Here is a 23,512-nt window from a genome sequence, read left to right as displayed (position 1 = left end):
TATGGAAGATAAATTAGGCTTGGTGCTTTCAGGAGGTGGTGCCAAAGGTGCTTATCAAGTGGGTATTCTTAAGTATTTATCTGAAGTTGGCATTCAACCAGATGAAGTTTCGGGAACCAGTATCGGTGCTCTAAATGCTGCTGTTGTAAGTGCTCAACAGGATATTACTGCGTCAGCTAAGTGCCTTAATAAAATTTGGTTAGAGCTTGGCGAAAATAGTCCTTTACAGGTAGACAAAGGTAAAATGATATCTACCGCATCTGTTTTTTTAAGCCTTTTACCTATGGCTAAAGTTACACCGTTATTTAAAGCATATCAGATAGCTAAAGGAGGTGTAGATTTCATTAAAGATCTGCGAGCACTACTTTCAGATGAATACAAAAATAGCGATAAATACAAAGAGCATCTAGAGAATGAAGAAGGCAACCTTTACCAATCAGAACCAATCATTGACTTATTAGACAGGTTTAGTCCAATAGAGAGATTGCAAGATGGGCTTCCAATGTATGTTGGTGTATATGAAAGTGAAGGGGCAGGCAAAGACATAGTTGATTATTTTAAAGCCAACTACCTTGGTTTTGAAAATAAAGCTTCTGAGTTTTGGCATTTACAGTCACTTCCAAATAAAAACATTCATGAAGCTATAATCGCTTCAGCTGCCTTACCATTATTATTCAAAGCTAAAGCTATTAATGGCAAAAAGTACCGGGATGGTGGCATAGGGGGGACATTTAACCAACAAGGAAATACACCTATTAAACCGTTGGTTGATAGTGGGTGTAACCACGTAATAGTTTCATTGCTAGATGATGCAAGCTCGTTCAACAGACATGATTACCCTGATACTACGATTATTGAAGTCCGCCCTAAGGAGTTCATTTCTGAATCTATGGAAGATATGCTCGCATTCAAACGTGGTCATATTAATAAATGGATAAGACAGGGGTATAATGATGCTAAAAGATGTATTGGTAATAGCTTAAATGCCATCAATATGAAAAATCACAAACTAGCTACATCGATACAGCGTGACCAGAACATAGCAAAACTTAACTCTGATAATTTCGAAATAATCTAACCCAAGTTTGAAGGCATAAAGCGGCAACTAGGATTGTGATTCCGGTTGTCGTGGGTTCAAGCCCCATCAGTCGCCCCACTTCCCCCCTTAATAAATCCCTATATTTTTTATTTTGAATTTCAAGATTTTTCTTTAACACCTGTTTTCAATTCAAAAAGCCGTCAGCTTTCAGCTGTCAGTTTTGAGCCGAACTGTGTTGTTTGTGGTTCAATAATTTTTTGCACAAAGAGAAGTGAATGAGAAGAGAATGAGGAAAACAAAGGAATATCTATCTCTTAAGCGAAGCGCCTCATAATCTCTTTGTGATAATTCGATTTCTCTATGTAGCGCGCAGCGCCTCTGTATTCTCTGTGGTTCAATATTTCTTTTGCACAAAGAGAAGTGAATGAGAAAAGAATGAGGAAAACAAAGGAATATCTATCTCTTAAGCGAAGCGCCCTCTTATCCTCTTTGTGATAATTTGATTTTCTCTATGTAGCGCGCAGCGCCTCTGTATTCTCTGTGGTTCAGTATTTCTTTTGCACAAAGAGAAATGAATGAAAAGATAATGAGGAAACCACAATATTACTTTCTCTTAAGCGAGGCGCTCTCTTATCCTATTTGTGAATAAAGTGGTTTACTCTGTGTAACGAGAACCTTAAATTTCAAACAAAAAAATGCCACCTTTCGGTGGCATTACACACGGGATTATTTCTATTTACTAGAAATGCTTTTCAAAGTCCAAGGCGGTGCGCTTTACACCCAACCTCAAACTCATAATTACTTCCAACTTTTCATCTTGTGGCCTTTAACAGCATAGAAAAGTATGAATAAATAACAAGGCAACATCACAATATAAGCCATTTGTTGTGCTTCTGCGCTTTTTACGCCGCCACTTGCTAAGCCCCAAAATAACGGACCAAACGCTCCACCGGCTATACCCATGACGAGCAGACCAGAGCCTACGCTAGTTAGCTTGCCTAAACCAGATAATGCTAACGGCCAAACTGCAGGCCAAACAATCGCATTTGCAAAGCCTAGCACAGCAATGAGCAATAAGGTATCAGGTAGTACCGATTTTAGGCCAAACAATGTTGATATAAATACAGTTTCATTGCTACCTGTAACAATCGCTAGAGTTAACACGCAACCCAATACCGCTGAAATAGTTAGCGCTGTTTGCTGCGATAACACTCTTGGGATAAGTAAAATCCCTAAAAAGTAACCTAGCACCATACAACCCATGGTGTATGACGTCATAACACTGTATTTTTCAACACCTAAAGACAGCGCAAAACTGCCAATAGTATCACCTGCGATAACTTCAACAGCTACATAAACAAAAAGTGCCACAATCCCTAAGGCAAGGCTCGGATGACTGAGCGCTTCTTTTACCTGCCCCGGTTTTTGTTCATCAACATCGTCATCAATTAACTCTGGTAATGGCATTTTAGTAACCGCAAAGCCGAGTATACCAATAAAAATAGCCATCCCTAAATACGGTAATATTAATCCATTGGCCATTGCATCAATATCAGTTTGGCTAAGCTCTTTACCTACAAAGCCTTCAAAATCGCTGAGTATCAGTGCGGTAAACACAATCGGCGCAACAACACCTGCACCTTTATTCAATATACCCATAATACTAACGCGAGCCGCGGCTGATTCTTCTGGGCCGATTCTTACTACGTATGGGTTAACCGCTGTTTGTAATAACGTTTGCCCAGCTCCCATAACAAGTTGAGCGAATAAAAAAAGTGCAAAAATTTGCGTTTTTGCAGCAGGAATAAACAGTAAACCTGCCACCATCATGGTCGCCATACCCAGCGCCATACCGTTTTTATAACCTACCTTTCTGATGATCATCGCCGACGGTAGGGCCGTAAAAGTCACGGCGATATAAAACGAGAAAATAATCAGCGATGCCTGAAAAGGTGAAAGCTGCAAAATTTGCTGTAAAAATGGCATCAGTGAACCATTTAACCATGTAGCAAAACCCAGTATAAAAAACAGCGTGGCGACAATCGCCATGGGCACAACACTGCTTTGTTTATTCATTTCAGACATAACATTTCCCATAACAGCACAGTTCGACTCTACAGCGCTGCTGATTCAGATGATTATATAAAAGAGATATTAAATATTTATAACACTATCGCAACAAAAATGACAGCGCTGACATATTTCTTTTAAGTGGTTTCTAAGAGCCGTCAGCTTTCAGCTGTCAGTTTTGAGCCGAATGTGCGGATACGTAACTGAAGTGATAATCGATACCGTAGGCGTGAAATTTATTTCGCGCGAAAATGTACTTACAAAGAGAAGTAAATGAGAAAAGAATGAGGAAATACCAATAATGTTTTTTGTTTTCCTCTAAGCGAAGCGCTCTCTTACCCTCTTTGTGATCATTTGGTTTTCTTTGTGTAGCGCGCAGCGCCTCTGTGTTCTCTGTGTTCTCTGTGGTTCAATATTTCTTTTGCACAAAGAGAAGTGAATGAGAAGAAAATGAGGAAACCAAAACATTATTTTCTCTTAAGCAAAGCGCCCTCTCACCCTCTTTGTGATCATTTGGTTTTCTCTGTGTAGCGCGCAGCGCCTCTGTGCTCTCTGTGGTTCAATTTATTTTGCACAAAGAGAATTGAATGAGAAGAAAATGAGTAAACCAAAGGAATATTTATCTCTTAAGCGAAGCGTCTCATAATCTCTTTGTGATAATTTGGTTTTCTCTGTGTAGCGCGCAGCGCCTCTGTGTTCTCTGTGGTTCAATATTTCTTTTGCACAAAGAGGAGTAAATGAGGAAGTAGTAGTAATGCTTTTTATGATCACTTGGTTTCTCTGTGTAGCGCGCAGCGCCTCTGTGTTCTCTGTGGTTCAATTTATTTTGCACAAAGAGAAGTGAATGAGAAGAGAATGAGAAGAGAATGAGGAAACCACGATATTACTTCCTTTAAGCGTAGCGCTCTCTCTTATCCTCTTTGTGATAATTTGGTCTTCTCTGTGTAGCCCGCAGCGCCTCCGTGTACTCTGTGGTTCAATATTTTTTGCACAAAGAGATGTGGATGAAGAAATAATAATAATTCCTTTTATGAACACTTGGTTTCTCTGTGTAGCGCGCAGCGCCTCTGTGTTCTCTGTGGTTCAATATGTCTTTGCACAAAGAGAAGTGAATGAGGAAGTAATAATAGTGCTCTTTTTTCTGTAAGCGTAGCGCTCTCTTATCCTCTTTGTGAATATAAGTGGCTTAAAACAAAATATGACGCCTACGCTTTGCTGTAGGCATCATATTTATTTATCGCAGAAATATTACTCACCAACAACGGTCACGCGGCTGGTTTGTTTTGCATTTAAACGGGTGCGTAGCGCAACTTTTGCATTACTATCAACTTTTACAGGCTCAACGTAAGTTTGCCAGCTTTGGCCGTTGTCTAGGCTGTATTCAATGCTCAAATAAGCAAATGCGCTGTTGGCATACAACTTACCATCTTCAATCACACCGCCTGGTACTGGTAAATGCAGATTAATGCCATCTTTAGCTAACTTATCAAGCTCTTTTAAGCCTACAGCACTTGAGAACTCAGCCCAGTCTTTTGCTTGTTTTTTACTATCGACGTTTTCGCCTTCCCAATCGGCTTTATGCCATGCGCGCTCTGCCACTGACAGGATACGCGGGAAGATCATTGCTAATACTTGCTCTTCAGTACGGATTGTTTCTGACCATACCTGACCTTGCATACCTAGAATATTTTCAGGCTTTTCAAGTTTAGGTAATGGGCGACCCACCAACGCTTCTAAATTAACAATTGGCTCACGAGTGCGGGTGTAATCAGCATTGGCATACACGTCATCTGGCATGTAATTAAAGGCTTTTTTAGTATCTGTGTAACGAGTGGCCCAGTAATAACCACGCTCTTCAGGGCTTGCTTCGTATGGGTGGTCAAAGTACAAATGCGTACCGTGTGATAACACCACTTGATAACCAGCATTTGCTAGGCGGTATGCTCTATCGGCAACGCCCCATTCCCAAATGTTATCCCAAGTATTAACGGTAAAGGTTTTGTTAGGGAACTCATCACGTTTAAACGAATTTTCACGGTCGTACATGATGCCATCTTCCCAAATCCCCGGAGAAATACCGCGTTTTTCAAGTAAGGTTGCCACACGTTGTGTGAAATAAGGTTTTAAATCAGCCGGGCCAGCTACACCGTTATTTGGATCGGCAAATAACGCCTGACAGATTGGCGAGCCTATCCACGAACCAGCACCGACTTCATCACCACCAATATGCAGGTTCTTTAACTGCACACCTGCTTCGCGGTACATCTGCTGAAGTTCATAAGTTACTTTATCTAAAAATGCGTAGGTAGAGTCCATACACACATTCATTGAGTTATCTTTGTAGTTTTGTACGGTCATGTATACAGAGGTATCTTTGGGATCAGTAAGCAAATATTGCGTTGCTGGCCCCATATCTATGTGTTGAATTTCTTTGTTTGCAGAGCGCGTTTTAATGTTGTTTTTAGCGGCTTTCTCAGCTTCTTCTAACATGTTGTGATAACGCGCTTCCATCGCTTTGATTGAGGCACGCGCATGGCCTGGCCCTTCAACTTCTGGGATGATTTGAATGTGGCGGTCTTTCGCAAACTTTAATAGCTCAACAAACTCATCACGTTTCAGATAACCATTACCTGAGCCTGATTTAAACGGTCCAGTGCCAAGCTGAGTTAATAAGCACTCGCGCTCTTCTAAATCAAAGCAGCGATAGCCACCAACGTCGGTAAGCTCTGGTAGGCCTGGTATCTCAAGTCGCCAACCTTCATCTTCTGAAAAGTGCCAGTGTAGCTTATTCATTTTATAGCGAGCCATTTGCTCAACCAGCTTGAACATTGCCTCTTTGCCATGATAGTTACGACCATTATCGTAATGCATACCACGCCAACCATAACGCGGTGAGTCTTCAAGTTCTAACTGCGGTAAGCTGGCACTGCCTTGGCTATTTGCAGGAATGAGGTTCAATAAGCTTTGCATCGCATAAAACACACCTGCGTTATCGCTACCTACGATATTGATCACTTCATCATCAATCTCTAGGGTGTAGCTTTCTGCTTTTGCATTATTGAGTTTAGGGTCAACTTTTAAGCGAATTACTTTGTCTTTGCCAACATTGATATGATCAGGCTGTGCTTTAAGGCTAATGCCATAGTCATCTTGCAAGTCTTGCATAAACACCATAACTTCGTGCTTAAGCTGACCTTGATAACTGATTTGCCAATTATTGTTTAACGTTGCGCTGCCGCGGTTAAAATCAACTTTACGAGGCTTAGGGATAATACGCTTTAAAGCATCCTCTTTACTAACCGACACCTTATCAGCGCTATTACGCTCGAAACGTACTTTTGCCGTTGCTAAAACCGATAAATCTTTTGGCTCATTGTAACGGCGTAACTGATTTTCACGGGTAAATGGCGTCACAAACTGTTTAAAGTCTTCAGTGTCGGTGTTGGCAAATACGGCTGGTTTATTCTTACCTGAAACAAAAAATGCCCGAGACATAAAGTCACTGTAAGCTACAATCCATACTTGCGCATCAAACGGCAACGCTAAACTTTCACCTGCACCTAAACCTTTAAACGAGCTCGTTGGTACGATGCGATGAAGGTCACCATTAACGTGTTCAATGTTTAGGCCCACAACATGCTCGGTTGAGATTTTACGAACAGAGTGAATATAAAGCTGCCAGTCGCTCTCGCCTGCAGGTAACGCCACATCAGAGCCATTGTTGAGGGTAATTTTTCCTAAAAAGCCCGCATCTTTATTACGAAAGTTATCTTCTACCGAAAACAGCAGTTCGGTACCTTTCGCAAACTGATCAACTTGCGATTGAGTTAATGCTGCACTAGCCATTAAAGGCGCAGTCGCTAGCATTACCGCGAATAGTGACTTCTTAAAATCCATTACTTTCTCCTCGTTTAAGCCCTGAGTGTACGGTATTTCTGCGTACTATTTTTCATTTTTGTTAATAATTCGTTCCTATCATATAAAAACTAAAATGACAGCGCTATCATTTTATGAAAATAAAGGCGAGGAGTTGATAGCTTTTGGTCATAAGCTGGCAAGTTTGAAGGCGAACTGTGTTGTTTGTTGGTAAGGCGTTAGTCCATCGAAAGAGTGTTGAATATAAGACGCGCCAAGCAAGCGTGACGCCTACAAAGTAGGAGGCGTTTTAACGCCGAACAGATTTGACCTATTCACGGCTAAAGCCGTTCCCACGAGGTGCAAGGTATTGTAGGCGTGAAATTTTTTTCGCGCGCAGTTATCGCTCAAACCTTAACACACAGATACTTCTCTTCTAGGTACTCATCTAACCCTTGGTGGCCGCCTTCTCGGCCTAAGCCTGACTGTTTAACGCCGCCAAATGGCGCTACGGGGTTTGAGATAAGACCTTCGTTAATACCTATCATGCCGTATTCAAGTGCTTCGCTTACGCGATAAACTTGCTTGATGTTTTCACTATAAAAGTACGCAGCTAAACCGTAAGGTACGTCGTTCGCAAGTTGAAGTACTTCTTGTTCATCATCAAAGGCGATTATGCTGACTACAGGGCCAAACACTTCATCATGATAGATATCCATCTCTGGGGTCACATCGGTTAAAATTAATGGTGCTTGAAAGCTACCTTCAAGCTCGCTGTTGTCACCGATTAACGACGCCCCTTTATCAACCGCATCTTGCACAAGCGTTTGAACTTTCTCTTTTGCTTTAGGGTAAATTAATGGGCCGATATCTACCCCGTCATCTAGACCATTACCTACCTTTAACTCAGCTACTTTGTCTGTGAGTTTCTCAAGCACAGTTTCAAGCACTGAGCGCTGAACAAAAATTCGGTTAGCGGCAACACAGGTTTGTCCTGCGTTTCTAAATTTAGCCCCCATAAGGCCAGCAACAGCCTCATCTAAATCGGCATTATCAAAGATAATGAACGGGGCATTGCCGCCAAGCTCCATTGACGTTTGTTTAATTGTTGAGGCACACTGCGATAGTAACTGCTTACCTACACCGGTTGAGCCAGTGAATGTGAACTTACGAACACGCTCCGACTCGGTCATGATCTCACCCACCATTTTTGCGTTTTCAGAGACCACCACGTTCAGCGCACCTTTTACAAATCCGGCTTTATCAGCAAGATAGGCTAAGGCAATAGCGCACAATGGCGTATGCTCCGAAGGTTTAATCACAAAACTACAACCCGCGGCATAAGCGGGTGCCACTTTACGGGTGATCATGGCAATCGGGAAATTCCAAGGTGTAATACCAGCCACTACACCGATTGGCTGCTTTATCGTTGTTAAACGATGCTTGCTGTCGGTAGCAGGAATTGTGTCGCCATAACTACGCTTTGCTTCTTCACTAAACCATTTAATAAAGCCTGCACCGTATTCCACTTCGCCCAAGGCTTCTTTTAAAGGCTTACCCTGCTCTTTAGTCATTAACTCAGCAAGCTGTTGCTTGTGCTCAATAACCAACTCATACCATCGGCGCAGCGTTTCACTACGTTCGGTTGCAGTTGTTTGCTTTAGTTTGCTAAATGCCTCGTCAGCACTTTTTATAGCCAGCTCAACCCCTGCTTCATCAATATCAGAGACATGGGTGATCGCCTCTGCGGTTGCGGGGTTATCTACACTAAAACGCTGGCTCGTAGAATAATAGTCACCGTCGATAAACGAATCAGAAAAAACCAAATCAGACATAGAACCTCCAAAATCAGCTATCAGCTCCAAAAACAAAAAACCGCTGTAGAGACCAAGCAACTACAGCGGTTTTTACGAAATCAAAGCCGTTAAAAATTAATGCTCTTCATTAACGATATTGAGATTATACTTTGGAATTTCAACCACTAAATCTTCATCTTTGATCACCGCTTGGCAACCAAGGCGTGACTCTGGCTCAAGACCCCATGCTTTATCTAGCATATCGTCTTCAAGCTCATCACTCTCATCTAACGAGTCGAAGCCTTCACGAATGATTAAGTGGCATGTAGTACACGCACATGATTTTTCACAAGCATGTGGAATGCTAATACCATTTTTTAGTGCAACATCTAATACCGTTTCACCTGTAGGAGCTTCAATAGCAGCGCCTTCTGGGCATAACTCTTCGTGTGGAAGAAAAATAATTTGTGGCATACCTTACCTCGTTAAACTTCGTCTACTGACTGCCCTTGCAGCGCTTTTTTGATTGATGCATCCATTCTGCGAGCAGCAAATTCGCTACTTGCATTGTCTACAGCTTCAATCGCTGCTTTAATTTCTGCAGGTGTTGTTGCACTTTCGCGTACGGCAACAAGTTTAGCAATTTCTGCTTTTAACGCACCTAATTCTTGTTCATCAAGTAATGCACTGTCGGTTGCCAGTGATGCTTCAAGCGCTTCAACAACACGTAACGCTTCAACTTGCTGTTCTTTCAGCATACGCGCTTGCATATCGTCTTTTGCATTAGTCATTGATTCTTTTAGCATGTTTGCAACTTGGTCGTCCGATAAACCAAATGATGGTTTGACCTGAATTTCAGCTTGCACACCGGTTGATTTTTCCATTGCCGATACACTTAATAGGCCATCAGCATCTACTTTAAAGGTTACACGAATGTGCGCAGCACCAGCAGCCATGGCCGGAATACCTTTTAAGCTGAACTTAGCCAGTGAACGACAATCGTCAACTAACTCACGCTCACCTTGTAATACATGCAGTGACATTGCCGTTTGACCATCTTTGAAAGTAGTGAACTCTTGTGCACGTGCTACAGGGATCGTGGTGTTACGTGGAATGATTTTCTCAACCAAGCCACCCATGGTTTCAAGACCTAGCGACAGTGGTAATACGTCTAATAGCAACATGTCTGAATCTGGCTTATTACCAACCAGTACGTCTGCTTGTAATGCCGCACCGAGTGCAACTACGCGATCTGGATCAATTGAAGTCAGTGGCTCTTTATCAAAAAATGCAGCAACTTGAGAGCGTACAATTGGCATACGAGTCGAGCCGCCAACCATTACAACTTGTAGTACTTCTTCGTTCTCGATACCGGCATCTTTAACCGCTCGGCGACAAGAGCGTAGTGTTTTCTTAACCAGGCTAAGAGCAAGCTCATCAAACGTTTCGCGAGTAACTTCAACTTTGTGGCTTTGACCATCAAACTCTAAACCAACATTTACAGTTTGGTATTGGCTTAGTGCTTCTTTACAGGCTTTTGCTTTATTGATGAATAAACGCAATACCGATGCAGAAAGCTCGCTCACACCCGTTTGTTTTTTGAAGTAATCAACTAGTAGCGAGTCAAAATCGTCACCACCAAGGCTTGAGTCACCGCCAGTCGCAAGTACTTCAAATACACCTTGGTGTAAACGTAAAATAGAAATATCGAAGGTACCGCCACCTAAATCGTATACGGCGATAATACCTTCTTGGCCTGAATCAAGGCCATAAGCTACAGCCGCAGCCGTTGGCTCGTTTAATAAACGTAAAACCTTGATACCAGCAAGCTCTGCGGCATCTTTGGTGCTTTGACGCTGAGCATCATCAAAATAAGCTGGCACAGTAATAACCGCACCTAAGATGTCTTGGCCTGCAAAGCTGTCTTCTGCTCGTAATTTTAATGCTTTTAAAATTTCACTCGATGCAGTTACAGGGCTAATTGCACCCGCAACCGTGCTGATTGCTAATGAGCCATCATGCTCACAAAATTCATACGGCAGTTGACCATAGCTTTTTTCGATTTCAGCCTGAGTTTTACCTAAAAAACGCTTAACCGAGATTAGTGTGTTTGCAGGGTCTTGAGTTGCAGCTGCAGCCGCTCGTTCACCAACCACAATGCTATCTGCTTGATATTGAACAACCGAAGGTAGCATCGCATTGCCTGCTAAATCAGTCAGTGTACGCGCTTCGCCGCTTTGCACTGTTGCAACTAACGAGTTAGTTGTACCAAGGTCAATACCGACTGCTAATTTGTGCTCATGTGGTGCCGCGCTCTGCCCCGGCTCAGCAATTTGCAATAATGCCATAATGCTCTTTTTAAACTCTTAAATAGCTGTTGTGTAACAACTAACGATTAATCATCAAATAAACTGTCTTCAATACGCTCTAGTTCATCGCGTAACTTATAAACAAACTTCAATTTACGAATATTATCAGCAGCAGCTTGCCATTGTTGCTCATCATTACTTGCCAGCTGAGCGGCTAATTCACTGCTGTATTGTTTATCGAGCTGTTTAATTTGCGCTTCAAACTGGGCAATTGCTGCATCAGGATCTGCGGCATTTTCAAGTTCTTCTAATTCTTCACGCAGCTCCATTTGCTGCATTAAGAATAGCGGGTCTTGTAATGTTTGTTGCTCGGCGCGAATATCAACACCAAGCTCGCTGAGCATGTACTCAGCACGTTTTACCGGGTGTTTTAAGGTTTGTAATGCATCATTGATTTCTGCTGCATTTTGCACAGCAAGTAATTTATCACGGCTGCTAGAGCTTGCGTGGCGATCTGGGTGAACTGCACGTTGCAGCTCAAGGTAGTGTTTATTAATAGTCGCTAAATCAATGTTGTAATCTACTGGAATTGCAAATAACTCAAAGTAACGCATTACATAATCCAACTCGGTAAACAGGAAAGAACAAAGCCCTACATAGGCAGGGCTTCAAGCAAAGAAAGTTTTATAAGCTTAAACGGTGAAGCTTTCGCCGCAACCACACTCATCGGCTTGGTTCGGGTTATTAAACTTAAACCCTTCGTTCAAACCTTCTTTGGTGTAATCAAGCTCAGTACCATCAATGTAGACTAAGCTTTTGGCATCAACGATTACTTTCACACCACGGCTTTCAAAAATTTCGTCGCCGTCTGCTAACTCATCAACAAATTCAAGAACATAAGCAAGACCTGAACAGCCCGTCGTTTTAATGCCAACGCGTAGGCCAATGCCTTTGCCGCGATTTGCTAAAAATGATTCTACGCGGTTTGCTGCCGCATCTGTCAATGTCACTGCCATGAATTTATCTCTTACTTCGCTTGTTTGCTTTTGTAGTCAGCAATTGCTGCTTGAATCGCGTCTTCTGCTAAAATTGAACAGTGAATCTTCACTGGCGGTAATTCAAGCTCAGCACTGATATCAGTGTTTTTGATTGTTGCAGCTTCATCTAATGTTTTGCCTTTTACCCACTCAGTTACAAGTGAAGAAGAAGCGATTGCGCTACCACAACCATATGTTTTGAATTTTGCGTCTTCAATTACACCTTCTGGTGATACTTTGATTTGCAATTTCATTACGTCACCACATGCTGGTGCACCCACCATACCTGTTGCAACTGACGGATCATTTTTGTCTAAAGCACCCACGTTACGTGGATTTTCAACATGATCGATTACTTTATCACTATAAGCCATAATACTATCCTCACTACCTGCTAGCGGCGGCGATCACTGATTAGTGATGCGCCCACTCAACTGAATCTAAATCAATACCTTCTTGATGCATTTCCCATAGAGGAGACATCTCACGTAAACGGCCGATCGAGTTTTTGATTAGTTCAACGGTGTAATCAATCTCTTCTTCAGTCGTAAAGCGGCCAATGCTGAAACGAATTGAGCTGTGTGCTAACTCGTCATTACGGCCTAATGCACGTAGTACATAAGAAGGCTCTAAGCTTGCTGAGGTACAGGCTGAACCTGATGAAACAGCAATGTCTTTAACAGCCATTAATAACGACTCACCTTCAACAAAGTTGAAGCTGATATTTACAATACCTGGAACTGAGTGACTTGGTTCACCATTGAAGTAAACTTCGTCCATATCAGCCATGATGCCATCAATCAGACGCTTACGAAGTGCGCTGATGTGTGCATGGTCTTTTTCGAAATCTTCTTTAGCGATTCTAAATGCCGCACCCATACCAACTAATTGGTGAGTAGCTAGTGTGCCTGAACGCATACCACGCTCATGACCACCACCGTGCATTTGTGCTTCTAAACGTGCACGTGGCTTACGACGAACATAAAGTGCGCCTACACCTTTCGGGCCATATACTTTGTGGCCAGAGAACGACATGAAATCTACTTTTAACTGTTGCACGTCGATAAGTACTTTACCTGCGCTTTGTGCAGCATCTACGTGGAACATAATTTTGCGCTCACGGCACATTTCGCCGATTGTCGCGATATCTTGGATAACACCTAGCTCGTTATTTACGTGCATTACGCTCACAAGTACTGTGTCGTCACGCATTGCAGCTTCAAGCTTTTTAAGGTCAAGTAAACCGTTTTCTTCAACGTCCATATAGGTTACTTCGAAACCTTGACGCTCTAGTTCACGACACGTATCAAGCACTGCTTTGTGCTCTGTTTTAACAGTGATAACGTGCTTGCCTTTCTTTTTATAGAACTGCGCAGCACCTTTAATTGCTAGGTTGTTTGATTCTGTAGCACCTGAAGTGAAAACAATTTCACGCGGGTCAGCGTTGATCAGATCTGCAATATCTGTACGCGCTTGATCAACCGCTTCTTCTGCTTGCCAACCAAAACGATGTGAGCGTGATGCAGGGTTACCAAAATTACCGTCCATAGTCAGGCATTGCATCATTTCTTTTGCCACACGTTCATCAACAGGCGTGGTTGCTGCGTAATCTAAATAAATCGGTAACTTCATTTCTCTCTCCGCTTTCGTCAAGCTACAGTTGACAGCTTACTTGAATGTTTTCCAGTTGCTTAATTGCATTGTTGATGCTGTTATCTTGGCGCGATGCGACTTCTTTCACATCAGACTTTTCCACCAATTCAGCAAGGGTAATACTATTTAAAAACTCTTCGATACGTGCGCTTAAGTCCGACCATAAGGTATGAGTCAAACAACGCATGCCGCTTTGGCAGCCACCCGTTGCATTGTGGCAACGTGTTGCATCAACAGACTCATCAACGGCGTTAATCACATCGCCGACAGAAATTTCGTTCGCTTCTCGACCTAGTAAATATCCGCCACCTGGGCCACGCACAGAGGTCACAAGGCCGTTTTTACGTAAACGGGCGAATAATTGTTCAAGGTAAGATAACGAAATCTCTTGGCGTTCAGAAATATCGGCAAGAGGCACTGCACCCACATTTGTATGTAGTGCAACATCCAACATGGCGGTTACTGCGTATCTGCCTTTTGATGTTAACTTCATGGAGCCCCCGATGTTACTGCACGCTAAGGTGTGCAAATTTTAATTACCAGACCAAAATAGTCAAGTATTATATAAGCTATAAGCTATAAGCTATAAGCTATAAGCTATAAGCTATAAGCTATAAGCTATAAGCTATAAGCTATAAGCTATAAGCTATAAGCTATAAGCTATAAGCTATAAGCTATAAGCTATAAGCTCAGCATCAATACCTGACCTTTTTGGTCAAGTATTGAGTACATTTTAATTACCTGAGTAATTTAGTCAAGTATTATGATGAATAAAGCTTATAACCTAAACTTATTTAATAGACTTATTAATAGAGGTAAGAATACCGCGTAAGATGTTCATCTCAGCTTCTTCTGGACGCGCGCGGTTAAATAAGCGACGTAGTTTAGTCATCACCATGCCAGGGTGTTGCTTGATGATAAAACCTGTGTCGTTTAGCGTTTGCTCTAAATGCTCGTAGAACAGCTCAGTTTGCTTCGCATTTGGGTAGGTTGCTTCGTCTTCTTCTTGTACTTTTGGCTGTTTATTTAAATATGCCATACGTGTTTCGTAACACAGTGTTTGCACGGCCATTGCTAGATTTAGTGAGCTGTATTCAGGGTTGGCAGGAATACATACGTGGTAGTTACATTGTTGTAGTTCTTCGTTCGTTAAACCACTATTTTCACGACCAAACACGAGTGCAACAGGGCCATGTTCAGCCTCAGCCACTAACTTTTCACCACATTCACGCGGCTCAACCATAGGCCAAGATAAAGTACGTGAGCGTGCGCTGGTACCAATTGTTAAGCCACAATCAGCAATCGCATCTGCCAGTGTATCAACAACCACTGTTTTACCTAAAACATCAGTTGCACCGGCTGCAAGCGCACTCGCATGACTGTCAATTTCACAAGCAGGATCAACAAGATATAAATTTGATAAGCCCATCGTTTTCATAGCACGTGCCGCTGAGCCAATATTACCAGAATGTGATGTGTTAACTAATACGATACGAATATCATCAAGTGTCATTGCGTTGTTACTTACTGAAAGTCAAAAATTGCGGGGATTATAGCATAGCTATTGGGTATCAGCTATCAGCTATCAGCTATCAGCTATCAGCTATCAGCTATCAGCTATCAGCTATCAGCTATCAGCTATCAGCTATCAGCTATCAGCTATCAGCTTCGATCTTATGAATAAGAGATGTCAACATTTTTGATAGCTCTTCCGTTTCACTCACCCAAGCTCTACCTATGGCAGCATCAATGTATTTAATCTCAATTCCGATATAAATTTGCGTTCGTGTTTCTGCTATTGACGATCTTGATATATCTAAAAAACGCACCCGTTCTTTATTGCTGATTCTAGCCATACCTTCTGCGATGTTACTCGGTATTGATAAACCAGAACGTGTGAGCTGATTGCGAAAGCCAAAATCATTTAGATCAGTCGTTTCTTTGTAGATTTCAGCACTTAATCTTGCTGAACGCTTCCATACCTCTAATTTTTCAAAATTCATACTTGCATCCTTTTAAGTATAAAAACTTTATATAGGCACGAATTTTTCAGAATGCAAATTTCAAACTGAAGGCTGACGGCTGACGGCTGACGGCTGACGGCTGACGGCTGACGGCTGACGGCTGACGGCTGACGGCTCAACGATATCTAACTTCTGACGACTAACCACTTCTTCTGACCACTAACCCCTTCTTCTGAAATTAAATCAACAACAAAATCAGAACTGTACAAAAAACAAACTAATTTATTCGAGTTTATTGTTTACTTTACGCTAGAAATCGCTAGAATACGCCGGCTTAAATATATTCGTTCTTTTACAACCCAAAGGTAATGCTATGCATCCAATGTTAAACATTGCGGTTCGCGCTGCGCGTAACGCAGGCAAAATTTTACTTCGCGCAAGTGAAGATTTATCAAAAGTTGATGTACAACAAAAAGGCACTAACGACTTAGTGACTAACATCGACAAAGAAGCTGAAGCCGCAATTCGTGATACCATTTTAAAATCTTACCCTGATCACACTATCGTAGGTGAAGAGCTTGGTGAGCATAAAGGTAAAGATGCAGATTACCAATGGATTGTAGACCCTCTTGATGGCACAACTAACTTCATCAAGGGTATCCCTCATTTCGCAGTATCTATTGCACTTAAAGTTAAAGGTCGTTTAGACCAAGCTGTTATCTATGATCCAATCCGTGGTGAATTATTCACTGCTTCTCGTGGTCAAGGCGCACAGCTTAACAGCAAGCGTTTACGCGTAACTAAAACTAACGAGTTAGCAGGTTCTGTACTTGCAACTGGTTTCCCATTCAAACAAAAGCACCACCTAGACGCATACTCTGAAGCGTTTAAAGCACTTTTCGTGCACACTGCTGATATCCGCCGTGCAGGTTCTGCGGCATTAGATATGGCATATGTTGCTGCAGGTCGTGTTGATGGTTTCTTTGAAATTGGCCTTAAGCCATGGGACACAGCAGCAGGCGAGCTTTTAGTTAAAGAAGCGGGCGGTATGGTTGTTGATTTCGCAGGTGGTATTAACTACAACCAAAGCGGCAACATCATCTGTGGTGCACCTAAGTTAACTCAAGCGATCATTCGTGAAATTCGCCCAGTGTTAACTGAGTCACTACTTCGCTAATAGCGGGTTGTAATGTAAAAATGCAAAAAAGGAGCTACCGCTCCTTTTTTTGTGGCTGAAAATAATCATTGTCGAGTTTTATCTCTATGACTTCACCTTCTTTAAATGGCAACTTAGCCAAGTCTTCAGCAAAGTAACTGGCAAATAACTGCTCAAACTCGCCCGTGCTTTTCATCACCTTAAGTCCTTTTAACAGGGCTTCGGCCAATTCAGGCTTGTGGTTACTGACAAAAAAGTAAAATGCTGTTGGATAACTAATATAAAGGTTAGGTAATATAACTAACTCGTCACTTTTGATTTGTTCCATTTCAGAAATGACTTCAATGAAGGAACGCGGAAAATAATCAACCCTTCCCCTAATCACTAAGCTAAACATTGCCTGATAATTTGCCAGCGGCCTAACTGTTAAACCATTTTGCGCAAGGATTTTAGTATCGGGCCAATCATGGCCTTGAATGGCACTAAACTGCGCTAAATCTTGTTTCGTTTTTAAATCTTTAAAACGCGGTAAAAACGCTCGCTTAGTTAGTAATGCGCGTTTACCAATGTAGCCTTTAAACAAAGGTACTTTAACTGCTATTGCAAGGTGTTCTCGCTCGGGGCTTGTCATACTCCAAAACACATCGGCCTGCTTTTCATCGAGCATCAGCAAGGTACGCTGTTGATGAGGGTGAACCAGAACCTCGTTGATTTCTGCTTGATAATTACTGGCGCGTAAAGCTGCTGCCAGCAGTTCATGAAGATAATAATCGCGTTTATACAGTGGGCGTTGTTCAATCGCTAAATTGACCACATTGTTAGCTTCTGTGGTAAGGCTGTATCCTAGGCTTAGCAATACTAGGATTGCACTACATAGTCGCTTCATTGTTATTTTTGTTTATGTTTTTTTTTAAGCTACACCCAGTTAAACAGGGACACAAGTAAAATTAAGCGAACTTAAAATTTCTTCATGAACTAATAGGGAATGCTTCATCTTTTTGGCTGCTTAAACGCACCACTGCGGGGGCTGGTCGGCTACGTTTACATACAAACAAATGACTACTCTGATAACGCTTGGCCTCTTTTTTCGCATCAGTTGCCAGCGCTGCAACTTGGTGGCTGTTAATACATAACTCTAAATCAGGCTTAACTAAACCGATTGATAATGTAAGTAGCGGCACAAACTGCTTTTTACCTTCTCGATTGCTTGCCCAATAACCCCCTTGCTCAATATGTTCTGGGGTGAAAAAGGCGCGAGACTGCAGCTCAAACTTACTAATGATGTCATGGCAAACTTGCTCTGCATCATTTTTATCGAACACCACCATAAAGTCATCACCGCCAATGTGCCCGACAAACCCTTTGCTAGTACTACAGGCCTCTACGATGACTTCTGCAAGTAATTTTATAACGCTGTCACCACTGGCATAACCGTACAGGTCATTGAATTGTTTAAAGTGGTTTAAATCTACGTATGCGAGTGAGAACGGATAATTATTACGAAGCCTCAGCTCAATTGCTTCGTTAATTGCGACATTACCCGGCAGCATAGTAAGCGGGTTGGCATGTTGTGCATGGCGGATTTTTTCTTCGGTAATGTGTTTTAAGATATTACGCAAAGGCGCCAACCCTAAGTATTCACCACTTCGGGTGATAACAATATGGCGTCGAATATCAAACTCAAACTCAGTAATTTGCTGACTCACCGTATCGAGTAACTCGTTTTCGTCAACGATTAACGGCTGTTTATCCATTAAAGAAGTAACTGGCTGCTTATCATAAAGTGCATGGCCATAGGGAGCGGCAAACACTTCAGTGAGTTGATCTCGGTGTAATAAACCAACAGGAATATTGTGCTCTAATACTGCAAGACTAGTTAGCGTTTTATCTTGCTCAAAGATACTGTGGGCATCTTTACAGCGGGTTGTTGCTTCTATGCTGGCGTGCTCGACTGCCAACCAGCCAATTGCCATAGATTGTTCAAAAGTATTGCTATTGTCTGATGACTCTAAGTGCTTTAAGCAGTGGATATTTATTTCGTAACTTGGCTGTAAGCTCGGCCTTTCGAGTAAAAAGCCTTGTGCGTGTTGTACGCCTAAACTTTCGAGTAAACGAAGCTCCTCTGCCCGCTCTATTCCCTCTGCGATAACTTGCGTATTGGTGGCTTTTGCAAGCTCAATAATTGACTTTAAAAACTCTTTTTTAACCACACTCTGGTCACAGTGGTCGATAAAGTAGCGGTCTATTTTTACAAACTCAGGACATAGCTCAGACCACTGCTTTAAGCCCGAATAGCCAGCCCCTAAGTCATCAATGGCAATCGAAAAACCTAACTCACGATAATGGGCAATGGTCTTTAACAATAAAAAGCCATCATCGACTTTTTCTTGTTCTGTAACTTCAATTACTACCCGGTTAGTTGCAAGGCCAAAGTGTTCAACTAGGTGTAATGTTTCACCTTTAGGATGGCAAGGGTCAAGTAAGGTTTTAGGACTTACATTTAAAAATAGTTTGCCTTCTAGATTGAGCTTAACAAAGTTCTCAATTGCTCTACTGCGGCAAAGTAGCTCTAATTCAGATATCTTATGACAAGCAATAGCTGCACTGAATAATGCACTCGGCATTTCTAACTCAGACCCTTTCGGGCCGCGGCTTAATGCCTCATAACCCAAAATATGTTGATTAGAAATATCAAAGATAGGTTGAAACAAGGTCTCAATTGCACTGTTATCTAAGATCTGCTGTAGTTGTGCGTTCACCTTACACCTAGCGTTAGTAATACAAATAGGTGGGTAAATTATCAACCTTGTATGACAATTTTATGGCAAGGCTATGACGAGTGCAGATTACTCAATAGCGGTGATCAGCTCAAGCTGCTTAATGCGGGCAAAGTTATCAGTCATTTTTAATTTAGCCTTTTGGTAATCACTCTGTGCTAGATCAGCTTGTTGCGCAAATTTATAAACTGCGAGCGGATTAAGTAATAACTTTTGTGCGTGATAACAGCTTGGCGCAGCAAACTCAGGTAGTTCAGGCTCTACATTAATTGTTATTACATTCTTCAACGCCTCTGTATCATCACTTTGTTGTTGCTGAAACTCTGTAGCGTCTGCCATCGCTTGCAAGCTTGCCTCACACTCTGGCAGCTGTGCTTTTAGATTCAAAAACAAACCTGTTGATGAAGTAATTAGCTTAAGTGTCAGCTCTTGTAATTGCTGAGCAGTTGATTGGTTTTGTAGTGCTTCTACAACTTGCCAAGCCAACCCTTTATAGCTGTCTAACTGCTGCTGAAGTGTTACTTCAGGTGTTTGCTGCATTTCTGTCTGTTCTGGCTCAGGCTTATCGTCACAAGCACTAAGCATTAACAGTACAAACACGCTAAACATCAGGTGTTTCATAATTTCTCCCATAAAAAAACCGCCCTAATTAGGGCGGTTTCTTTTTGTATCACTTATTAAGGCATAGGATCGAGATCCGCACCTTCTTTTTCAATTACTTCTGGAATTAAGTCTTCTTTACTTACACCCATTGCAATTGCTACAGCTGAAGCAACATAAACAGATGAATAAGTACCGATGAACACACCAAACAGTAATGCCGTTGCGAAACCGTGGATCGTTTGACCACCCCAGCCAAATAACGCAATCAATACTAGAATAGTGGTGATTGATGTTACTAGGGTACGGTTTAACGTTTGCGTTAATGAGATATCGATAATTTCAATCGTGTCATCAATACGCACTTTACGGAAGTTTTCACGGATACGGTCAGATACAACGATGGTATCGTTCAGTGAGTAACCTATTACCGCCAAAATAGCCGCAAGAATCGTTAAGTCAAACTCTAGGCCAAGTACTGAGAATAAGCCTAATGTGATGATAACGTCGTGTAATAGTGCCGATACAGCACCTACCGCAAAACGCCATTCAAAACGAAACGCAACGTAAATTAAGATACAGATAAGTGCAGTTAACATGGCAAGGCCACCCTGCTCTTTTAGATCTTCACCAACACTTGGGCCAACAAATTCGATACGACGCATTTCTACTGTCGACTCTACTTTTTGTAATGCCGTAATGATTTGGTTACCAATTACTTCTGCTTTTACGCCAGGACCTTGCGGAGCAAGACGCACTAAAATTTCTTTACTTGAGCCAAACAGTTGCACCGAGAAATCTTCAAAGCCACTTTCAGTGATTGCATCACGTACTTCTTTAAGATCAGGTGCTTGTGTAAAGCCTACCTCAACAGCGGTACCGCCAGTGAAGTCGAGACCAAAATTCAAGCCTTTAGTAAAAAACGACACGAAAGAAGCCAAAATCAACAAAGTTGATAATGTCATGGCAAACTTTCTTAACTTCATAAACGGGAGTGTTTTACCACCGAGTTTTAAAATTTGCATGCTGACTCCTAAATCGACAACTTATCAATACGTTTACCGCCAATGAATAAGTTGATTACCGCACGGGTACCAACAATGGCTGTAAACATAGAGGTGATAATACCAATCGCTAGTGTTACTGCGAAACCAGCAATAGGACCAGTACCCACTGCAAATAGGATCACTGCTGCGATAAGCGTTGTGATGTTAGCATCTAAAATTGTGCTAAACGCGCTGTCGTAACCAAAGTGAACAGCTTGTTGTGGACTACGGCCATCAGCAAGTTCTTCACGAATACGCTCGAAAATAAGTACGTTGGCATCAACGGCCATACCGACGGTTAATACGATACCTGCAATACCCGGTAGCGTTAACGCTGCACCTGGAATAAGCGACATCACACCCACAATTAATACTAAGTTTGCGCCCAGTGCCAAATTTGCCACCATGCCGAAACCTTTGTAATAGAAAAGCATAAATACAAGAACAAACACAAAACCAAGCACAACTGCTGTCATACCTGCTTCAATGTTTTCTTGACCTAAGCTTGGACCTACTGTGCGCTCTTCAACGATTTGAATTGGCGCAACAAGTGCACCGGCACGAAGTAATAGGCTTAGGTTATGTGCTTCAGCTGGGTTATCGATACCAGTAATACGGAATGAACGATCAAGACGCGCTTGAATCGTCGCTACGTTAATCACTTCTTCAACTTTAATTGGTGGAAGTGCTTTTCCGTTTTCATCTGTTTTACCTGATGGCTTGTATTCGATAAATACCGTTGCCATACGTTTACCGATAGCACGCTTAGTGAACGCATTCATTTTTGCGCCACCTTTGCTGTCTAGCGTAATGCTAACTTGTGGACGTTGATACTCATCCATACCTGATTGCGCGCCAGTGATGTGGCTACCTTCAAGAATGATGCGCTGCTTAAGTACCACAGGGTAACCTTCACGCGCCATGATCATTTCTGTACCTGGCGGTAAACGGCCTTGCAGGGCTGCACTTGCATCTGCGTTTTCATCAACTTCGCGGAACTCTAGGGTTGCTGTTGCACCCAGAATCTCTTTAGCACGCGCTGTATCTTGTACGCCCGGAAGTTGCACGATGATACGCTCAGCACCTTGACGCTGTACGTTAGGCTCTGCAACACCGATTTGGTTAATACGGTTACGGATAATCGTTTCGTTTTGTTTGATAGCGTAGTCACGAATTTCTTTTAACTTTTGCTCGCTCATGCTGGCATAAAAAGCATTGTCGCTGCTGCTATCATCAACGTAAACGTTTAATGGGTAACGTGTTGATAAGAAACGCTCCGCTGCGTCTTTATCTTCTTCGTTACGCATTTCAACACGTAATCGCTCGCTGTTCGCTACTCGGCGAATGGTGCGATAACGCAATTTTTCTTCACGTAAGTCACTTTTGAAATCTTGTTCCATTTGCTCAAGCTGAGTATCAACCGCCGTCGCCATGTCGATTTCCATAGTAAAGTGAACACCACCGCTTAAATCTAGGCCTAGTTTCATTGGGTTACCACCCAGTGACTTTAACCACTCTGGTTGAGCAGGCGCCATATTGATTGCAGAGATATAATCTTCACTAAGGGAATCACGCAGTAGATCTTGCGCTTTTAGTTGATCTTCAACATTCTTAAAACGAACGAGGATTTGTCCGTCTTCAAGTTTGCTTGATTTAACAGTAACGTTATGTTCTTTGAGAGTCGCATTTACTTTATCGAGTACGCTGAGGTCAGCATCAGTACCTTTAGTGCCCGATACTTGTATGGCCGGATCTCGGCCATACAAATTTGGAGAGGCATATAAAATACCAACGACTAACACTACAAGAACAAGTAAATACTTCCATAATGGAAACTTGTTTAACACGTGTGAGTCCTTATTTTTATTGTTATAGCGACTTCATAGTGCCTTTTGGCAATACTGCAGAAACAGCTGATTTTTGAACTGTTACTTCTGCTTGGTCGTTTAATGAAATCACGATGAAGTCTTTGTCATCAGCGATTTTAGCAATCTTACCTACTAAACCACCTTGCGTTAGTACTTCGTCGCCTTTCGCCATTGCGCTCATTAGTGCTTTATGCTCTTTTACACGCTTAGCTTGTGGACGGTAGATTAAGAAATAAAATACCAGACCAAAAATACCCAACATGATTAGCATTTCCATGCCACCACCTGCTGGTGCTGCACCTGCCGCACTTGCGTGGGCGTTTGAGATGAATAAACTCATTT

20 protein-coding genes are annotated in these 23,512 nt (G+C 42.2%); 2 read left to right on the top strand and 18 right to left on the bottom strand.

Annotated features, from left to right (window positions below; all coding sequences use genetic code 11):
• Window position 1: 1 nt before the first annotated feature.
• On the top strand, window positions 2-1,078 hold the full coding sequence (locus tag NFU46_RS16110; protein ID WP_285835546.1) for a patatin-like phospholipase family protein: 1,077 nt from the start codon (window positions 2-4) through the stop codon (window positions 1,076-1,078).
• A gap of 759 nt (window positions 1,079-1,837) precedes the next feature.
• On the opposite strand, the gene nagP is transcribed toward NFU46_RS16110, so the two are convergent.
• From nagP to NFU46_RS16050, 12 genes are all read right to left on the bottom strand, one after another.
• Entirely contained in the window at window positions 1,838-3,124 is a 1,287-nt protein-coding gene (nagP, locus tag NFU46_RS16105; RefSeq protein ID WP_248530245.1) for an N-acetylglucosamine MFS transporter NagP, read from the bottom strand.
• 1,233 nt (window positions 3,125-4,357) lie between these two features.
• Window positions 4,358-7,006, bottom strand: coding sequence for a family 20 glycosylhydrolase (locus NFU46_RS16100; RefSeq protein WP_251603185.1), 2,649 nt, complete (start codon window positions 7,004-7,006; stop codon window positions 4,358-4,360).
• A 365-nt stretch (window positions 7,007-7,371) separates the two neighbouring features.
• Complete coding sequence (locus tag NFU46_RS16095; RefSeq protein ID WP_251603182.1) at window positions 7,372-8,799, bottom strand: NAD-dependent succinate-semialdehyde dehydrogenase; 1,428 nt, start codon at window positions 8,797-8,799, stop codon at window positions 7,372-7,374.
• Between the two features lie 96 nt (window positions 8,800-8,895).
• Window positions 8,896-9,234 (bottom strand): ISC system 2Fe-2S type ferredoxin, encoded by a 339-nt coding sequence (gene fdx / locus NFU46_RS16090; RefSeq protein ID WP_054552505.1) that lies wholly within the window; start codon window positions 9,232-9,234, stop codon window positions 8,896-8,898.
• An 11-nt stretch (window positions 9,235-9,245) separates the two neighbouring features.
• Window positions 9,246-11,108 (bottom strand): Fe-S protein assembly chaperone HscA, encoded by a 1,863-nt coding sequence (gene hscA / locus NFU46_RS16085; protein WP_063529989.1) that lies wholly within the window; start codon window positions 11,106-11,108, stop codon window positions 9,246-9,248.
• 47 nt (window positions 11,109-11,155) lie between these two features.
• Entirely contained in the window at window positions 11,156-11,683 is a 528-nt protein-coding gene (gene hscB, locus NFU46_RS16080) for a co-chaperone HscB (protein ID WP_054552503.1), read from the bottom strand.
• A gap of 78 nt (window positions 11,684-11,761) precedes the next feature.
• Window positions 11,762-12,085 carry an iron-sulfur cluster assembly protein IscA gene (gene iscA, locus NFU46_RS16075; protein ID WP_054552502.1) on the bottom strand — a complete coding sequence of 108 codons (324 nt, stop codon included), beginning with the start codon at window positions 12,083-12,085 and terminating at the stop codon, window positions 11,762-11,764.
• A gap of 11 nt (window positions 12,086-12,096) precedes the next feature.
• Window positions 12,097-12,480, bottom strand: coding sequence for a Fe-S cluster assembly scaffold IscU (gene iscU, locus NFU46_RS16070; protein ID WP_054552501.1), 384 nt, complete (start codon window positions 12,478-12,480; stop codon window positions 12,097-12,099).
• A 40-nt stretch (window positions 12,481-12,520) separates the two neighbouring features.
• Window positions 12,521-13,738, bottom strand: a complete 1,218-nt coding sequence (locus tag NFU46_RS16065; RefSeq protein WP_054552500.1) for an IscS subfamily cysteine desulfurase — start codon at window positions 13,736-13,738, stop codon at window positions 12,521-12,523.
• Between the two features lie 22 nt (window positions 13,739-13,760).
• A complete protein-coding gene (gene iscR, locus NFU46_RS16060) occupies window positions 13,761-14,252 on the bottom strand; it encodes a Fe-S cluster assembly transcriptional regulator IscR (protein WP_054552499.1) in 492 nt (163 codons plus the stop codon).
• 297 nt (window positions 14,253-14,549) lie between these two features.
• Window positions 14,550-15,272: a tRNA (cytosine(32)/uridine(32)-2'-O)-methyltransferase TrmJ gene (gene trmJ / locus NFU46_RS16055; RefSeq protein ID WP_054563546.1), complete on the bottom strand. Its 723-nt coding sequence runs from the start codon at window positions 15,270-15,272 to the stop codon at window positions 14,550-14,552.
• A gap of 142 nt (window positions 15,273-15,414) precedes the next feature.
• The gene (locus NFU46_RS16050) at window positions 15,415-15,762 is read right to left on the bottom strand and encodes a four helix bundle protein (protein ID WP_251603179.1); all 348 of its coding nucleotides are present in this window, start codon (window positions 15,760-15,762) and stop codon (window positions 15,415-15,417) included.
• A gap of 334 nt (window positions 15,763-16,096) precedes the next feature.
• Here NFU46_RS16050 and suhB point away from each other — a divergent pair, with 334 nt between their 5' ends.
• The gene (suhB, locus tag NFU46_RS16045) at window positions 16,097-16,900 is read left to right on the top strand and encodes an inositol-1-monophosphatase (RefSeq protein WP_054552496.1); all 804 of its coding nucleotides are present in this window, start codon (window positions 16,097-16,099) and stop codon (window positions 16,898-16,900) included.
• Between the two features lie 34 nt (window positions 16,901-16,934).
• Here the strand turns inward: suhB and NFU46_RS16040 are convergent, their stop codons facing one another.
• The 6 genes from NFU46_RS16040 to yajC all read right to left on the bottom strand — a co-directional run bounded on the left by NFU46_RS16040 (window position 16,935) and on the right by yajC (window position 23,510).
• Window positions 16,935-17,765, bottom strand: coding sequence for an ABC transporter substrate-binding protein (locus tag NFU46_RS16040; RefSeq protein WP_175083025.1), 831 nt, complete (start codon window positions 17,763-17,765; stop codon window positions 16,935-16,937).
• A gap of 82 nt (window positions 17,766-17,847) precedes the next feature.
• The gene (locus NFU46_RS16035; RefSeq protein ID WP_251603176.1) at window positions 17,848-19,638 is read right to left on the bottom strand and encodes a GGDEF domain-containing protein; all 1,791 of its coding nucleotides are present in this window, start codon (window positions 19,636-19,638) and stop codon (window positions 17,848-17,850) included.
• Window positions 19,639-19,725: 87 nt separating this feature from the next.
• The gene (locus NFU46_RS16030; protein WP_251603173.1) at window positions 19,726-20,277 is read right to left on the bottom strand and encodes a hypothetical protein; all 552 of its coding nucleotides are present in this window, start codon (window positions 20,275-20,277) and stop codon (window positions 19,726-19,728) included.
• Between the two features lie 56 nt (window positions 20,278-20,333).
• Entirely contained in the window at window positions 20,334-21,281 is a 948-nt protein-coding gene (secF, locus tag NFU46_RS16025; protein ID WP_063528501.1) for a protein translocase subunit SecF, read from the bottom strand.
• A gap of 8 nt (window positions 21,282-21,289) precedes the next feature.
• Window positions 21,290-23,149 (bottom strand): protein translocase subunit SecD, encoded by a 1,860-nt coding sequence (gene secD / locus NFU46_RS16020; protein ID WP_063528500.1) that lies wholly within the window; start codon window positions 23,147-23,149, stop codon window positions 21,290-21,292.
• Between the two features lie 22 nt (window positions 23,150-23,171).
• Complete coding sequence (yajC, locus tag NFU46_RS16015; RefSeq protein WP_036973302.1) at window positions 23,172-23,510, bottom strand: preprotein translocase subunit YajC; 339 nt, start codon at window positions 23,508-23,510, stop codon at window positions 23,172-23,174.
• Window positions 23,511-23,512 lie beyond the last annotated feature (2 nt).

The organism is Pseudoalteromonas sp. NCCP-2140, from assembly GCF_023708065.1.
GTDB lineage: Bacteria > Pseudomonadota > Gammaproteobacteria > Enterobacterales > Alteromonadaceae > Pseudoalteromonas.
This window is presented reverse-complemented; position numbering and strand designations above follow the sequence as displayed.

Coding starts and splice junctions, on each gene's coding strand:
- NFU46_RS16040 (WP_175083025.1), bottom strand. CDS start 17,765: ATGAAGCGACTATGTAGTGCAATCCTAGTATTGCTAAGCCTAGGATAC.
- iscR (WP_054552499.1), bottom strand. CDS start 14,252: ATGAAGTTAACATCAAAAGGCAGATACGCAGTAACCGCCATGTTGGAT.
- NFU46_RS16095 (WP_251603182.1), bottom strand. CDS start 8,799: ATGTCTGATTTGGTTTTTTCTGATTCGTTTATCGACGGTGACTATTAT.
- NFU46_RS16065 (WP_054552500.1), bottom strand. CDS start 13,738: ATGAAGTTACCGATTTATTTAGATTACGCAGCAACCACGCCTGTTGAT.
- trmJ (WP_054563546.1), bottom strand. CDS start 15,272: ATGACACTTGATGATATTCGTATCGTATTAGTTAACACATCACATTCT.
- nagP (WP_248530245.1), bottom strand. CDS start 3,124: ATGTCTGAAATGAATAAACAAAGCAGTGTTGTGCCCATGGCGATTGTC.
- hscA (WP_063529989.1), bottom strand. CDS start 11,108: ATGGCATTATTGCAAATTGCTGAGCCGGGGCAGAGCGCGGCACCACAT.
- fdx (WP_054552505.1), bottom strand. CDS start 9,234: ATGCCACAAATTATTTTTCTTCCACACGAAGAGTTATGCCCAGAAGGC.
- secF (WP_063528501.1), bottom strand. CDS start 21,281: ATGCAAATTTTAAAACTCGGTGGTAAAACACTCCCGTTTATGAAGTTA.
- hscB (WP_054552503.1), bottom strand. CDS start 11,683: ATGCGTTACTTTGAGTTATTTGCAATTCCAGTAGATTACAACATTGAT.
- suhB (WP_054552496.1), top strand. CDS start 16,097: ATGCATCCAATGTTAAACATTGCGGTTCGCGCTGCGCGTAACGCAGGC.
- iscU (WP_054552501.1), bottom strand. CDS start 12,480: ATGGCTTATAGTGATAAAGTAATCGATCATGTTGAAAATCCACGTAAC.
- iscA (WP_054552502.1), bottom strand. CDS start 12,085: ATGGCAGTGACATTGACAGATGCGGCAGCAAACCGCGTAGAATCATTT.
- yajC (WP_036973302.1), bottom strand. CDS start 23,510: ATGAGTTTATTCATCTCAAACGCCCACGCAAGTGCGGCAGGTGCAGCA.
- NFU46_RS16100 (WP_251603185.1), bottom strand. CDS start 7,006: ATGGATTTTAAGAAGTCACTATTCGCGGTAATGCTAGCGACTGCGCCT.
- NFU46_RS16110 (WP_285835546.1), top strand. CDS start 2: ATGGAAGATAAATTAGGCTTGGTGCTTTCAGGAGGTGGTGCCAAAGGT.
- NFU46_RS16050 (WP_251603179.1), bottom strand. CDS start 15,762: ATGAATTTTGAAAAATTAGAGGTATGGAAGCGTTCAGCAAGATTAAGT.
- NFU46_RS16030 (WP_251603173.1), bottom strand. CDS start 20,277: ATGAAACACCTGATGTTTAGCGTGTTTGTACTGTTAATGCTTAGTGCT.